The organism is Variovorax soli, assembly GCF_031454625.1.
Classification (GTDB): Bacteria; Pseudomonadota; Gammaproteobacteria; order Burkholderiales; family Burkholderiaceae_C; genus Variovorax; species Variovorax soli_A.
In genome coordinates, this window is sequence record NZ_JAVDRF010000007.1 from 147,336 (window position 1) to 160,175 (window position 12,840).

Sequence of the window (12,840 nt, forward strand, 5' to 3'; positions counted from 1 at the left end):
CCAAAGGAGTTCTCATGAGCCAGACCCGGATCGCCGTCATCGTCGGCAGCCTGCGCAAGGAATCCTTCAACCGCAAGCTCGCGCTTGCGTTGGCGCACCTGATGCCCTCGGACTTCACCCTCGAGCATCTGCGCATCGACGATCTGCCGCTCTACAACCAGGATGACGACGGCAACCAGGCGCCATCGGTCAAGCGGCTCAAGTCCGAGATCGCCGCCGCGCAGGGCCTGATCTTCGTGACACCGGAGTACAACCGCGCGATCCCCGGCGTTCTGAAGAACGCGATCGACCACGCATCGCGGCCCTATGGCCAGAGTGCCTGGGCCGGCAAGCCGGCGGGTGTCATCGGGATCTCGGTCGGCGCTATCGGAACCGCGATCGCGCAGCAGCAACTGCGCAACGTGTTGGCTTATCTGGACGTGCCCACGCTCGGCCAACCCGAGGCCTTCATCCAGAACAAGGAAGGCCTGTTCGACGACAAGGGCCACATCGCCGAGGGGAGCACCAGAAAGTTCCTGCAAGGCTGGGTGGACAAGTACGTGGACTGGGTCAAGCGCCACGTGGGCTGAGCCCGACCCGAGGCAAAGCGCGCCCGGCCGCACGCCGCCCCTACCAGCGCGTGAGGCCTGGGCCTCACGCAACGTGTCCTTCCGGAATCAGGCGGCGAGGGACGCGACGTCCTGGTTGGCGGCCTCGGCCGCCACCACGCCGATGTCAGCGCGCGCGGCGCCCAGCGCGGCCGCCTTCGGCGCGTCGCCCATGGCCAGGCCTTCGGCGCGGATGAAGCGCACATCGGTAATTCCCAGGAAGCCCAGCACCACCTTGAGGTAGCTCTCCTGGTGCTCCATCGCCTGGCCCCCTTCGGTCGTGGAGTAGATCCCGCCGCGGGTGATGGCGACGATCACCGTCTTGCCGCCAGCCAGGCCAACCGGGCCCTTGTCGGTGTACTTGAAGGTGCGGCCGACCTGCGCGATGCGGTCGATCCAGGCCTTCAGCTGGCTCGGAATCGAGAAGTTGTAGAACGGGGCCCCGATCACGATCACGTCGGCAGCCAGGAATTGGGTCACCAGTTTTTCGGATACGGCGTTCTCGGCGCGCTGGCGCTCGGTGAACTCGGTACCGGCCGGTGCGCGGAAGCCCAGCGAGTGGCCGTCGAGATGGGTGGGGGCGGAGGCGGCCAGGTCCAGGTATTCGACTTCCGTGCCCGGGTGGTTGTTGCGCCAGGCGGCGACCGCTTCGGCCGTCAGCTGGCGCGAAACGGAGTTGTCGCCCAGGACACTGGAATCGATGTGCAGCAGCTTCATGATCAATCGCTCTCTTTCGGTGTGGCGCCGGCGCGGAAATCGGTCGGCATGGGGGATAGTCTATTTTTGATGCGAGTGATTGATAAGTTGGCAAATTTCACACAGATCGTCCTGTTGATGGAACAATCCGACCATGCAAGATCTCAACGACATGGTGTTTTTCGCCGAAGTGGCCGAGCGTGGCGGCTTTGCGGCGGCCGGCCGGGCGCTGGGAATTCCGAAGTCGCGGCTGTCTCGCCGCGTGGCCGAGCTGGAGGCGCGGCTCGGTGTGCAGCTGTTGCAGCGCAGCACCCGGCAGCTGTCGCTCACGCCGGCCGGCGAACTGTATCTGCGCCACAGCATCGCGATGCGCGACGCGGCGCAGGCTGCGGCGGAGGCGATCGCCCAGGTGCAGACGGAGCCGCGCGGGCTGGTGCGCATCAGCTGCCCGATCACGCTGGCGCAGAGCGGGGTCGGCGTGCTGCTGTCGCAATTCATGCTGCGCTACCCGGCGGTCCGCATCGAGATGCGCATCCTGAACCGGGCCGTCGATCCCATCGAAGAGGGCATCGATCTTGCACTGCGCGTGCGGCCCGTGATCGAGGACAGCACGACGCTGGTCGCGAAGCAGTTCGCCGCTGCCCGGGGCGTGCTGGTGGCGAGCCCGGACCTGCTCCGGCGCCAGGGCCCTGTGCGGACGGTGGAGGATCTCGCGGGCCTGGACACGGTGGCGCAATCGGCCGCAAACGGGCGCGTCAGCTGGTGCCTGGAAGGCCCGGGTGGTGCCAGGCACACCTTCCAGCATGAGCCGCGCTACCTGGCGGATGACCTGCTGACGCTGAAGTTCGCGGTGGTGGAAGGAGTCGGCGCCAGCATGCTGCCGGATTACATGTGCAAGGAGGATTTGGAAGCGGGGCGCTTGGTCGAGGTGCTGCCGGGTTGGGGGCCGCCGCCCGGCATCCTGCATGCAGTCTTCCCCTCGCGCCGGGCGCTGGTGCCCGCCATCCGGAAACTGATCGATTTCCTGGCCGAGCACATCGGCGCGGGAGGCTTCAATCTCACGCTTTGATGGAACGCCCTTATTCGTTATAGGCCATATTCAAACAATAAGATATTCGTTTGGCTTTGAAGCGATGCTTCGCAGAATCGCGAGTTCGCTCGCACGCAGAATGCCCCGTCCCTTTCGCACCTCATTGGCAACCCTCATGACTTTCAAGACGACGAAGACCCTCATCGCCGCCCTGGCGCTGGCGGCCGCCGCCGGCACCGCCTCGGCTCAGACCTTGCTGAACGTGTCCTACGACGTGGCGCGCGAGTTCTACAAGGACTACAACGCCGCCTTCGTGGCGAACTACAAGAAGACCACGGGCAAGGACGTCAAGATCGACCAGTCGCACGCAGGCTCCAGCGCGCAGGCAAGGGCCGTCGCCGACGGCCTGGATGCCGACGTGGTGACCATGAACACCACCACCGACATCGACTTCCTCGCCAACGCCGGCGTGGTCGCCAAGGACTGGGCCAAGCGCTTTCCCTACAACGCGGCGCCGACCACCTCGACCATGCTGTTCCTCACCCGCAACGGCAACCCCAAGGGCATCAAGGACTGGGACGACCTCGTCAAGCCCGGCGTCCAGGTCGTGATCGTCAACCCCAAGACCGGCGGCAATGGCCGCTATGCCTACCTTGCGGCCTGGGGCTATGTGAAGAAGAAGGGCGGCACCGACGCGCAGGCGGCCGAATTCGTGGGCAAGCTGTTCAAGAACGTTCCTGTGCTGGCGCGCGGCGGCCGCGATGCCACCACCGCCTTCCTTCAGCGCAACATCGGCGACGTGCTGATCACCTTCGAATCGGAAGTGGTCTCGATCGACCGCGAGTTCGGCGCCGGCAAGGTCAACGCGGTCTATCCGTCGATCAGCATCCTGGCCGAGAACCCCGTGGCGGTGGTCGAGCGCACGGTGGCCAAGAAGGGCACCGGGGAGCTGGCCAAGGCCTATCTGGATTACCTCTATTCCGACGAAGCGCAGGAGATCGCGGCCAGGCACGCGCTGCGTCCGCGCTCGGAGGCGGTGCTCAAGAAGCACGCCTCGACCTTCAAGCCCTTGCAGCTCTTCACCGTGCAGGAACTGTTCGGCAGCCTGGGCGAAGCGCAAAAGGTGCACTTCAATGACGGCGGACAGTTCGACAAGCTCTACACGCCTGGCGCCAAGTAAATGAGCGGAGCCCTCTCTTCGGCGCTGCCGGCCCCGGCAGCGCCGCCTGCGCGTGCGGGACGTCCCGGCGTCTCGCGCCGCGTGCTGCCCGGCTTTCATCTCACGCTCGGCTTTTCGCTGTTCTATCTCTGCCTGATCGTGCTGATCCCGTTGTCGGCGCTGGCATTCAAGACCTCTGCGCTCAGTTGGGAGCAGTTCTGGACGGCGGTGACCGCGCCGCGCGTCATGGCCTCCTACCGCCTGACCTTCGGCGCCTCGCTGATCGCCGCGCTGGTCAATCTCGTCTTCGGCCTGTTGGTGGCCTGGGTGCTGGTGCGCTACAGGTTTCCCGGCAAGCGCATCGTCGACGCGCTGGTCGATCTGCCTTTCGCGCTGCCCACCGCCGTGGCCGGCATCTCGCTGACCGCGCTGCTCGCGGGCAACGGCTGGATCGGCCAGTACCTCGAACCCATGGGCATCAAGCTGGCCTTCACGCCGGCCGGCGTGGTGATCGCGCTGATCTTCATCGGCTTGCCCTTCGTGGTGCGCACTGTGCAGCCCGTGCTCGAGGACACCGAAAAGGAACTGGAGGAGGCCGCCACCAGCCTCGGCGCGACCCGGCTGCAGACTTTCACCAAGGTGATCCTGCCTTCGATCACGCCCGCGCTGCTGACCGGCTTCGCGATGGCCTTCGCCCGTGCGATCGGCGAGTACGGCTCGGTGATCTTCATCGCCGGCAACATGCCGATGATCTCGGAGATCACGCCGTTGATCATCATCGGCAAGCTGGAGCAGTACGACTTCGCCGGCGCCACCGCCGTCGCCCTGGTGATGCTGGTGATCTCCTTCGCGCTGCTCCTGGTCATCAACGCGCTGCAGGCCTGGCAGCGGCGGCGCGGAGCTTCGGCATGAGCCGCCGTGACCCGCCTCAGGCGAATACCGCAGCGCGCGGCGCGGAGCTTGCCTGATGAACACCACTCGCACCGTTCGCCGCGCCAAGGCCGGCACCACCGAAGCGGCCTGGGTGCGCTTCACCCTGATCGGGCTGGCGCTGGCCTTCATGTTTCTGTTTCTCGTGCTGCCGCTCGCCGCAGTTGCGACCGAGGCCCTGCGCAAGGGCGCCGGCGCCTACCTCGAAGCGCTGAAGGAGCCCGATGCCTGGAGCGCCATCCGTCTCACGCTGATCACCGCCGCCATCGCAGTGCCGATGAACCTGGTCTTCGGCGTTGCCGCCGCCTGGGCGATCGCCAAGTTCGAGTTCCGCGGCAAGGCGCTGCTGACCACGCTGGTCGACCTCCCATTCGCGGTATCGCCGGTGGTGGCGGGCCTGATCTACGTTCTGGTCTTCGGCGCGCAGGGCTGGTTCGGGCCCTGGCTGCAGGCGCACGACATCAAGATCGTCTTCGCCGTGCCCGGCATCGTGCTGGCCACCATCTTCGTCACCTTCCCCTTCATTGCGCGCGAGCTGATCCCGCTGATGCAGGCCCAGGGCACCGAGGAGGAGCAGGCCGCCATCGTGCTCGGCGCGACGGGCTGGCAGACTTTCCGGCGCGTGACCCTGCCCAACATCAAGTGGGGGCTGCTGTACGGCGTGATCCTCTGCAACGCGCGGGCCATGGGCGAGTTCGGCGCGGTGTCCGTGGTTTCTGGCCACATCCGCGGCCAGACCAACACCATGCCGCTGCACGTGGAAGTGCTCTACAACGAATACCAGTCGGTGGCCGCCTTCGCGGTCGCATCGCTGCTGGCCATCCTGGCGCTGGTCACGCTGGTCATCAAGTCCGTCATCGAGTGGCGCCACGAGCGCGAGATGAAGGCCCTGGCCGAACTGCCGCCCGAGCGGCCGCTGTCCGCCGCCGGCGCCTGAGGAGAACACATCATGAGCATTGAAATCCGCAACGTCAGCAAGCAGTTCGGCGACTTCCATGCGCTGCGCGACGTCAGCCTCGACGTCGATTCGGGCGAACTGGTGGCGCTGCTCGGCCCTTCGGGCTGCGGCAAGACGACCTTGCTGCGCATCATCGCGGGCCTGGAGACGGCCGACGCCGGCAGCATCCTGTTCGCCGGCGAGGACACCACCGAGGTCCATGTGCGCGAGCGCCAGGTCGGCTTCGTCTTCCAGCACTACGCGCTGTTCCGCCACATGACGGTGTTCGAGAACGTGGCCTTCGGGTTGCGCGTCAAGCCGCGCGGCCAGCGCCCCGGCGAGGCGCAGATCAAGGCCAAGGTGCACGAGCTGTTGAAGCTGGTGCAGCTCGACTGGCTGGCCGAACGCTACCCGGCTCAGCTCTCGGGCGGGCAGCGCCAGCGCATCGCGCTCGCCCGTGCGCTCGCGGTCGAGCCCAAGGTACTGCTGCTCGACGAGCCCTTCGGCGCGCTCGACGCCAAGGTGCGCAAGGAACTGCGCCGCTGGCTGCGCCGCCTCCACGACGAGCTGCACGTCACCAGCATCTTCGTCACGCACGACCAGGAGGAGGCCCTGGAAGTCGCCGACCGCGTCGTGCTCATGAACGGCGGCCGCATCGAGCAGGTCGGCTCGCCGCAGGACGTGTGGGACCACCCGGCCAGCCCCTTCGTTTACGGTTTCCTCGGCGACGTGAACCTCTTCCACGGCCGCGCGCACGAGGGCGAGGTGCACCTCGAGGGCGTCCGCATCGACTCGCCCGAGCACCGCGACTTGCGCGACGGCAAGGCGCTGGCCTATGTGCGGCCGCACGACCTCGACGTCGAGCGTTACGTGCCCGGCGCCAGCGGCATCGTCGCCACCCTGAGCCGGGCCATCGTCGTCGGGCCGATCGCGCGGCTGGAACTCGAACCGGTGGAATCGAATCCAGACAATCCTGGTTCCGGAACCATCATCGAGGCGCAACTCCCTGCGCAACAGTTCCGGGATCTGGGCCTGCGCGAAGGCGAGACGGTGGTTGCCACGCCGCGCCGGGCCCGCGTCTTCGTAGAGGGGCACTGATTTGGTCGACTGGTACTTCGGAGCGCCGCGCCGCGCGCTCGCGCTGATCTGCGCAGCCTGTGTGGCGATGCTGGCCTTCGGGCTTTATCTGCAGCACGTGGTGGGCCTCGAGCCGTGCCCGATGTGCATCGTCCAGCGTTACGCGCTGGTCCTGGTAGCGGTGTTCACCGGGCTGGCCGCCCTGAGCAAGAGCCGCGGCTTGCAGCTCACGGGCGCGACGCTGGCCTTGGTGATGGCGGTCGGCGGTGCCTACACCGCCGCGCGCCAGAGCTGGCTGCAATGGCATCCGCCGGAGGTCGTGTCCTGCGGCCGCGACCTCTACGGGATGATCGAGACCTTTCCCTTGAAGCGGGCGTTGCCGATGATCTTCCGCGGCGGCGGGGACTGCACGCAGATCGACTGGACCTTTTTGGGCCTCTCGATCGCGAACTGGTCCTTCATTGCGTTCGTGGTGTTCGGCCTGCTCCTGGTGGGTCTGATGTTCTCGCGGCGCGCCCCGCGCGCCGGTGTTCAGAGCGGCAACGTGTCGAAGGCCGCGTAAGAAGTCGCGAGCCAGCTCTTGACGCGCTGGCGCTCCAGCAGCCCCAGCGCATTGGGACCTTCGCGGTCATTGACCGCCTTCCAGAAGCTGGTGTTGCGCGCATCGATCTTGCGCATGCTCGCGTCGTGCAGGCGGGGCAGGGCGATCACCCGGGCACCATTGGTGACAGCCTTGCTCAGCGACTGCGAGCCGAGCAGCAGCGCGAAGTCGTTGCCGCGGCCGTAGTTCTGCACCACGATGTAATTGGGCCGATTGCCAAAGGTGTCGACCAGCGTGCCGAGCAGATCGCTCGAGTCCTTGCCGTCGTCCAGCACGTGCCAGAAGTTGACCGTCACGCCGAGCCCGGCGAAGACGTCGAAGAGCTCCGAATCCTTGATCCAGCGCGCCAGCGGCGCCAGCGTCTGCGCTGCGAGATCGACGATCACGCTCTGCTGCGGATGCGTCTCGAAGCCGTTGACCACCGTGTCCAGCCCCTCATAGCTGTCGACCACCACCGGCGAGGCGAAGCCTTCGTAGAAGCGGGTGAAGGAGCTGTGCGACCGATCGGTGTCGAAGCCCACGAAGGGCTGGCTGTGATCGATGAAGTACTGCGCCAGGACCCGGGCGGTGACGGACTTGCCGACACCGCCTTTTTCGCCGCCGATGAAATTGATGGAGCTCACGAGGATGGATGGAGAAAGTGGAAGCATTCTAGGGGCCAACTAGCACCTCCTCCCAAAGATCCCAGACGACCGGCTAAACGGCAGTTTGGTTCAGCTCAAAATTGAGGCGCCCCGAATACTCCGCCTGAATGCCATTCAAAAACCTTACAGATAGGATGCCTGCACGGGCCTTTTCTGCGTCCACTAGGATTTCCGCTCTTGTATGAACACTAATAACGCCATTCTTATGCAGTGGAAGTTCGGCTTCGCGACCTTCTCTCGCCTCTGCAAACCATGGAAAATCCACGGCCACTTTGAAATTGTCCCCGTCGCTCGACAGGGTGAATACCGTGGCACCAAAGGCCTTTACGTCTACATGATGCTCTTCGCCCCGGCGATCTTTGATCGTCATCGCTCGACCGACTTCAGCAGTTGATTGGCTTGACAACATCTTCAAAGGCGAAGTGGGACCGTAAACTACGTTAACCAGCAGCATGCTTGTCTGCTGGGCCAATACCGCCGACAGCACAAGTGCAGCTCGACCATTCTCTTCTTCTGATGCATTGTCATTTTTGACAAACTCTTGAAGGCTTGTGGCAATTTGAGAAGCACGCAGGTGTTCCTTGCATGTTTTGATGGCGAGATCGGGCTTGTTAATACCTGTTCTGTATTGCTCCGCCTGCTGGTCATCCGGCCAAGGCAGCTCCTTCATCTTCCCTTCCCTTGTTACGAATTCGTAGTTTAGCCGATGGAAATCAGCCGCACAAGGATCAATGACCGTCACTCCGGCTACAGGCTTTGGGGGGAGAATTTTCGTTGAACCAGGATTCAGGAATTGAGTCATTCGATCGCTAAATACGTCCTCGAGCATAATGCGTTCTTTTCCTGGGGATGAGAACTTTGTAAACGAATACTTCCCGTTTATATTGCCATCGGTGTCAAAGATGAGCCCAGGTGGTAAATTTTTTCGGATGAGATGTTGTTCCGCCTCTTGAGTTTTTTTGTTGGCAAAGGCGCGTCTCTTTCTGTCCAATGGAGACAGAAGTCGGGAATCGACTGAGGGCAATTCAATTCCCCGGCGAGGCGTCGATCGAGACGGGGTTCTCTTCGTGATGACATTCATCAGCTTTCGCCTATCCGATGGTCTCGCATTGGCCTTGTAGAAACCTCCGTCGGTCGTGGCTACTCGAACATCCCTGTCGGCCTCCATCCTTTCATTTTGCGGATCGGGCCTTGGTTCTTCTCCTTTGTCGGCGCATACGGATGATTTCAACACATTGGCGCCCCCTGAGTCAGAAGATTCTTCGGCCGAATCGGAATTCACCTGTCCCTCATTCTGCAGTATGTTATCTGCCCAGAAATTGAGTTCCTGAAGTTCAACATTCAACTCATCCATTCGGTTGATTATGGGGTCGGCCTTTACTTCAGGTGCTTTAAACCGTTGAGCGAGCAGCTTGTTTGGCGCCCCTTTTTGCTTTGGGATGGTTCTTTGGAACGAGCTTTCGCTATTCTCTTGATTTTGCTTTCCCTCCGGAGAGGCGGCAGGGCCAGAAGAATAATATTTTTGAGGTACTTTTGAATTGAATTCCATGATCAACCTGTTTTCTTGGTGTGTGAAAAACTAACGTTTACCGGTCATGCAAAATCGCCGGCAAATACGGTACTGAAATATTTCTCAGAAATACCGCCAACCATTTGCCGCACTTCTTTAGTCTCGTGGAGGTAGTAGCGCAGCATTTGGGCGAGCTTTTCACCATTTAGCGTGGTAGCGTCCTGAAGATTGGCGCAAAAAATAACCCAGGCCGAAGCGGGTTCAAGGGCATATGTGCCGTAGTGGGTCACGTGGGTTCGGAGGTTAAGTGCCAACAATTGTTCACAGACGTCCATGCGATCAAGGGAATTGGCATCGCCCAAATTAACATAGCAATGAAGGGCGTGTGCATCTTCGTCCAGATCGACAGGTACCTCGGTGACATCGATCGTCAGGGAGCAGCGGCCGTCCTGCTCTGTTGCGTCAGCGCGCAAGGCACGAGCGGCATTCACGCAAACATCTTGAAATTTCGTGTGATTCATCGTTGAGCCCCATACAACTTCGTGGGTGACGTGCTAATCAAGCTTTCCGCTGGCTCTCGGCCCGCCGAATCTCCTCCCATCGCATTTTCGCCCGCTGCTCAATCTTTCTTTCGATTCGTTGATGAGAAACAAATCGATTTGCGCTTGGCAATAGACTGGCGATTTCTTCAGGTGGTTTGTCTGCGATGACGGCGAGTGGTTCTTGTTGCTCTAATTCTCGGCAGACTTGAGCAATGAATTCCAGCGGATCTGTCTCCGCGGCTTCAAGGACTTCCTGCAGGGATTGATATTGCCCGTGAGGCTCATTGAATATGTTCGCCGTCCTTGCCATATTGTAGCCAAGAGCTTTCAGGGGCTCTCGCATTTCCTTTGAAAGCTTTTTGAGATAGCCGTCGTTAGTGAGCATGTTTGCTCCAAACTGCAATATCGCCAATTTGGTCTCGAAATTTTTTCTTTCTTCTACAAGATTTCTAACATCTGTTTCTGCCTTTTTAAGATCAAAGTCGGGGTTTTGGATGGATTCGGTGACGATTTTGCTCAACCCGTCTAGAACCAGATTAAAGCTCCGATCCAAATCAACTCCCACACCTAGAACGCGCATCCCAACATTTACATTAATTGGCTTTTCTTGAAGGCTATCCTGAAATTCGAAGCTTGTGGTTTCAAAATGCCCGTAAGCGACTTTGTCTTTGGGAAGCAAGTCCATTCCCTCTTGAATTTTTTTCCAGAGCTTTGCAAATTTATTCTGCTCTGTATTTTCCAGGGCTGCTTCTTTTATTTCGGCAATAACTTTTGCCTCGGCTTCACAGCGACCAAGAATGCCGAGATCCTCGCTGTCCATCAGTGCGATATTTGGTTCTTTGGTTATTCCATCTTCAAAAAGCTCTTTGGCAAGTTCGTCGGAGCTTTTTGGAGAGATCTCGTAGATGACGTTTTTTACGTCCTTGAAGTAATGCGAGCAGGTGTCCGTTTGGCCTGCATTAATCCCTTTTGCAAAGTGAAACCCGAGGGCTTTGACAGCTTCGGAGGGAAATGCTGATTTACCTGATTCAATCAGGCCGCTATTGCTTGTTTCCAGGTCCGTTGCTTCGGCATTAACTGCATCCTCCAGTTCTTGCATAAAGCTTTCGGCGACCAAGGGCTTACTGCCGATGACTTCGTAATCGTACAGGTGTTGTTTTTCTTTTGGCAGGTGTTGGATCTCGAGGCCGCTTTCTATATGCGAGATCAAGTTTGTTCTAAATATTGTTTTTCGGCTATTTTTCGCAACCTTGAGAATCGCTGCTCGCGCGCTGATGCGTCTGGTTTCAATGGTTTGGGGGGAAAAGGTTTGCTGAAATCCAGTCCTTTTTCCTTTGCTCACATAAAGCATGTATGTACCCTTTTCCAGACGCTTTCCATGGAGCTCGGAGTTCTTGTTCAGCCCTTGCATGAAATTCTGTAACTCACTCAGACTCGTTTGGTTGCTGATCAGGATTGACGGTGTCGATGGGATCGAGGGCATGCTATCTATTCCGTTAGACAAAAAGAGGGAGCTGTTGCTGGTGGTGATCAGGCCAAGACATCCGGACTGAATACCTCGTGTTCGACGACATCTTGCTGAGCTCCGCGGGCGACGATGTCTCGCCACTGCTGCGCTTGGGTTGCGAATTCCAGGAGTGGCGACTGCAGATCGGTCGTGTAGGGCTCTCCCCAACCGATGTGGCCACAAAGCTGGAATTCGCCGCCAGGCTCGCTGAGCGCCATCGCCCAATCGTGAGACGCGTGCTCCAGCGACGTCAGCATCATCAAAGCCTCACAAGTGGCCAGCCGGTGCTCCTCGGGCGGTCGCCCCAGGTCCGTCTCGAGGCTGAGCCTTCCACGTTCTTCATCGAGTTCGGCAATAACGACGAGCCCGTCGTCCAGTTCGATGGCCCAGCGAGGCGCGCCAGCTTCCTGAACGATGCTTTCAATGCTCGGTGTGCGTTCGCCCAGTTCCACAAGGAGCTGGGCTGCCCGGTTCAAATCCATAGTCATTGACCCATGCCTGCATTGCTTGCGTGGCAAGTCGCGGCACGACCGCGTGCTTCTCCGCCACGACGTGGACCCCCTGTGATCCCGGAAACCTTTTATGACCGGTTTGCTCATCGGATCAGTAACCCGCTGCAAACCAAGGTTCCATGGACGAGTGGCCCCGGCAGTTGACCTTTTCTGGCCCATCGGGAAGAAAGGGCAAGGAAGCCGTGTTCACTTGGAAATCCAGCGCGAACGAGCAATATTTCGTGCCTGCTTCGGCCGCCGCGCCGCGCTGCTTCCTCACAGCACCATAGAAATGCCGCAAACAAAAGTACTGGCTTCAAAGAAGCCAGCTTCGAGCTACCTGTTCACCATCGAAAAGAACGGCCCGAGATTCCCAAGCAGCCAGTTCTGGCTGAAGTCCAGCGCCGCTCTCCGGTATTTCTCGTCCGCCTGCGCCGCCATCAGGTCCAGGCGCGCCACCACCTTCGACAACTCGCGATCGACCAGCAGGTTGCGCCCTCGCTCGCCGATCTCGGTGGCCAGCAGCAGCGGCTGGCCGTCCGGCCCGGTCTTCGAGCCGATCAGCCACAGCGAGATCTCGACGTTGCGCGCCGCGCGGTAGCTGTTCTCCGCATTCACGCCGTCGAGCATGGTCTGCTCCCAGGTGCCGCCGTTGGCTTGCTTGAGCATGGACGCCCAGCCCTCCACCAGCGCTGCCACGCGGTCGCCCTCGTAGGGCTTGGGCTGGGTCTCGAAGGCGAGCCGGATGGCGTCGATGCCCGTGGCGCCGCGCAGCTGGGGCAGGGCGGCGTCCCGGGAAATGGCGTCCCAGGTGCGCTGGGTCGCGTCCTCCGCGCTCGATGCCCACTTGCGCCATTCGCGTGGATTGCGCCGGTACAGCGAAAGCTGCACGCGCCGTATCGACTGCAGGTTGTCGCGCAGCGCGAGGTTGGCGATGCGATTGGCGCCCGTCTGCAGCCACTCGTTGCTTCCGTAAGGCTCGGCGCGTTCGGTGCTCGCGCAGCCCGCCATGCCGACGAGGGTTGCGGCCACGCAGCCGATGAGCACGGCGCGGCAGCGCGCGAGAGGGGAAGAACGGAGGGATTCGCGCATGGGCCGCACGTTATCATCGCCGCCTCGGGGCAGCAGC

General features: G+C 61.1%; 14 protein-coding genes. 7 read left to right on the plus strand and 7 right to left on the minus strand.

What is annotated here, in order from left to right; all coding sequences use genetic code 11:
• Positions 1-14 precede the first annotated feature (14 nt).
• Positions 15-569: an NADPH-dependent FMN reductase gene (locus J2739_RS17410; protein ID WP_309903836.1), complete on the plus strand. Its 555-nt coding sequence runs from the start codon at positions 15-17 to the stop codon at positions 567-569.
• 87 nt (positions 570-656) lie between these two features.
• Here J2739_RS17410 and J2739_RS17415 read toward each other — a convergent pair whose 3' ends face one another.
• Entirely contained in the window at positions 657-1,304 is a 648-nt protein-coding gene (locus tag J2739_RS17415; protein ID WP_309903838.1) for an FMN-dependent NADH-azoreductase, read from the minus strand.
• A 133-nt stretch (positions 1,305-1,437) separates the two neighbouring features.
• Between J2739_RS17415 and J2739_RS17420 the strand changes: the two genes are divergently transcribed.
• From J2739_RS17420 to J2739_RS17445, 6 genes are all read left to right on the plus strand, one after another.
• Positions 1,438-2,352, plus strand: coding sequence for a LysR family transcriptional regulator (locus tag J2739_RS17420; RefSeq protein ID WP_309903840.1), 915 nt, complete (start codon positions 1,438-1,440; stop codon positions 2,350-2,352).
• A 136-nt stretch (positions 2,353-2,488) separates the two neighbouring features.
• Positions 2,489-3,493, plus strand: coding sequence for a sulfate ABC transporter substrate-binding protein (locus J2739_RS17425; protein ID WP_309903842.1), 1,005 nt, complete (start codon positions 2,489-2,491; stop codon positions 3,491-3,493).
• Positions 3,494-4,384, plus strand: a complete 891-nt coding sequence (gene cysT, locus J2739_RS17430) for a sulfate ABC transporter permease subunit CysT (protein WP_309903844.1) — start codon at positions 3,494-3,496, stop codon at positions 4,382-4,384.
• Between the two features lie 55 nt (positions 4,385-4,439).
• On the plus strand, positions 4,440-5,339 hold the full coding sequence (gene cysW / locus J2739_RS17435; protein ID WP_405053903.1) for a sulfate ABC transporter permease subunit CysW: 900 nt from the start codon (positions 4,440-4,442) through the stop codon (positions 5,337-5,339).
• 12 nt (positions 5,340-5,351) lie between these two features.
• Positions 5,352-6,437 carry a sulfate/molybdate ABC transporter ATP-binding protein gene (locus tag J2739_RS17440; protein WP_309903846.1) on the plus strand — a complete coding sequence of 362 codons (1,086 nt, stop codon included), beginning with the start codon at positions 5,352-5,354 and terminating at the stop codon, positions 6,435-6,437.
• 1 nt (position 6,438) lies between these two features.
• Positions 6,439-6,978, plus strand: a complete 540-nt coding sequence (locus J2739_RS17445) for a disulfide bond formation protein B (protein WP_309903848.1) — start codon at positions 6,439-6,441, stop codon at positions 6,976-6,978.
• Here J2739_RS17445 and J2739_RS17450 read toward each other — a convergent pair.
• The 6 genes from J2739_RS17450 to J2739_RS17475 form a co-directional block, all read right to left on the minus strand.
• Positions 6,948-7,640, minus strand: a complete 693-nt coding sequence (locus J2739_RS17450; RefSeq protein WP_309903849.1) for a P-loop NTPase family protein — start codon at positions 7,638-7,640, stop codon at positions 6,948-6,950. The genes J2739_RS17445 and J2739_RS17450 overlap by 31 nt on opposite strands.
• Before the next feature lie 73 nt (positions 7,641-7,713).
• Positions 7,714-9,210 carry a hypothetical protein gene (locus J2739_RS17455; protein ID WP_309903851.1) on the minus strand — a complete coding sequence of 499 codons (1,497 nt, stop codon included), beginning with the start codon at positions 9,208-9,210 and terminating at the stop codon, positions 7,714-7,716.
• 44 nt (positions 9,211-9,254) lie between these two features.
• Positions 9,255-9,692 carry a type III secretion system chaperone gene (locus tag J2739_RS17460; protein WP_309903853.1) on the minus strand — a complete coding sequence of 146 codons (438 nt, stop codon included), beginning with the start codon at positions 9,690-9,692 and terminating at the stop codon, positions 9,255-9,257.
• 37 nt (positions 9,693-9,729) lie between these two features.
• Entirely contained in the window at positions 9,730-11,196 is a 1,467-nt protein-coding gene (locus J2739_RS17465; protein ID WP_309903855.1) for a hypothetical protein, read from the minus strand.
• A gap of 47 nt (positions 11,197-11,243) precedes the next feature.
• Complete coding sequence (locus tag J2739_RS17470; RefSeq protein WP_309903857.1) at positions 11,244-11,708, minus strand: type III secretion system chaperone; 465 nt, start codon at positions 11,706-11,708, stop codon at positions 11,244-11,246.
• A gap of 339 nt (positions 11,709-12,047) precedes the next feature.
• The gene (locus J2739_RS17475; RefSeq protein WP_309903859.1) at positions 12,048-12,803 is read right to left on the minus strand and encodes a hypothetical protein; all 756 of its coding nucleotides are present in this window, start codon (positions 12,801-12,803) and stop codon (positions 12,048-12,050) included.
• Between the last annotated feature and the right edge of the window lie 37 nt (positions 12,804-12,840).

Coding starts and splice junctions, on each gene's coding strand:
- cysW (WP_405053903.1), top strand. CDS start 4,440: ATGAACACCACTCGCACCGTTCGCCGCGCCAAGGCCGGCACCACCGAA.
- J2739_RS17425 (WP_309903842.1), top strand. CDS start 2,489: ATGACTTTCAAGACGACGAAGACCCTCATCGCCGCCCTGGCGCTGGCG.
- J2739_RS17410 (WP_309903836.1), top strand. CDS start 15: ATGAGCCAGACCCGGATCGCCGTCATCGTCGGCAGCCTGCGCAAGGAA.
- J2739_RS17460 (WP_309903853.1), bottom strand. CDS start 9,692: ATGAATCACACGAAATTTCAAGATGTTTGCGTGAATGCCGCTCGTGCC.
- J2739_RS17415 (WP_309903838.1), bottom strand. CDS start 1,304: ATGAAGCTGCTGCACATCGATTCCAGTGTCCTGGGCGACAACTCCGTT.
- J2739_RS17420 (WP_309903840.1), top strand. CDS start 1,438: ATGCAAGATCTCAACGACATGGTGTTTTTCGCCGAAGTGGCCGAGCGT.
- J2739_RS17440 (WP_309903846.1), top strand. CDS start 5,352: ATGAGCATTGAAATCCGCAACGTCAGCAAGCAGTTCGGCGACTTCCAT.
- J2739_RS17465 (WP_309903855.1), bottom strand. CDS start 11,196: ATGCCCTCGATCCCATCGACACCGTCAATCCTGATCAGCAACCAAACG.
- J2739_RS17470 (WP_309903857.1), bottom strand. CDS start 11,708: ATGACTATGGATTTGAACCGGGCAGCCCAGCTCCTTGTGGAACTGGGC.
- J2739_RS17475 (WP_309903859.1), bottom strand. CDS start 12,803: ATGCGCGAATCCCTCCGTTCTTCCCCTCTCGCGCGCTGCCGCGCCGTG.
- J2739_RS17455 (WP_309903851.1), bottom strand. CDS start 9,210: ATGGAATTCAATTCAAAAGTACCTCAAAAATATTATTCTTCTGGCCCT.
- cysT (WP_309903844.1), top strand. CDS start 3,494: ATGAGCGGAGCCCTCTCTTCGGCGCTGCCGGCCCCGGCAGCGCCGCCT.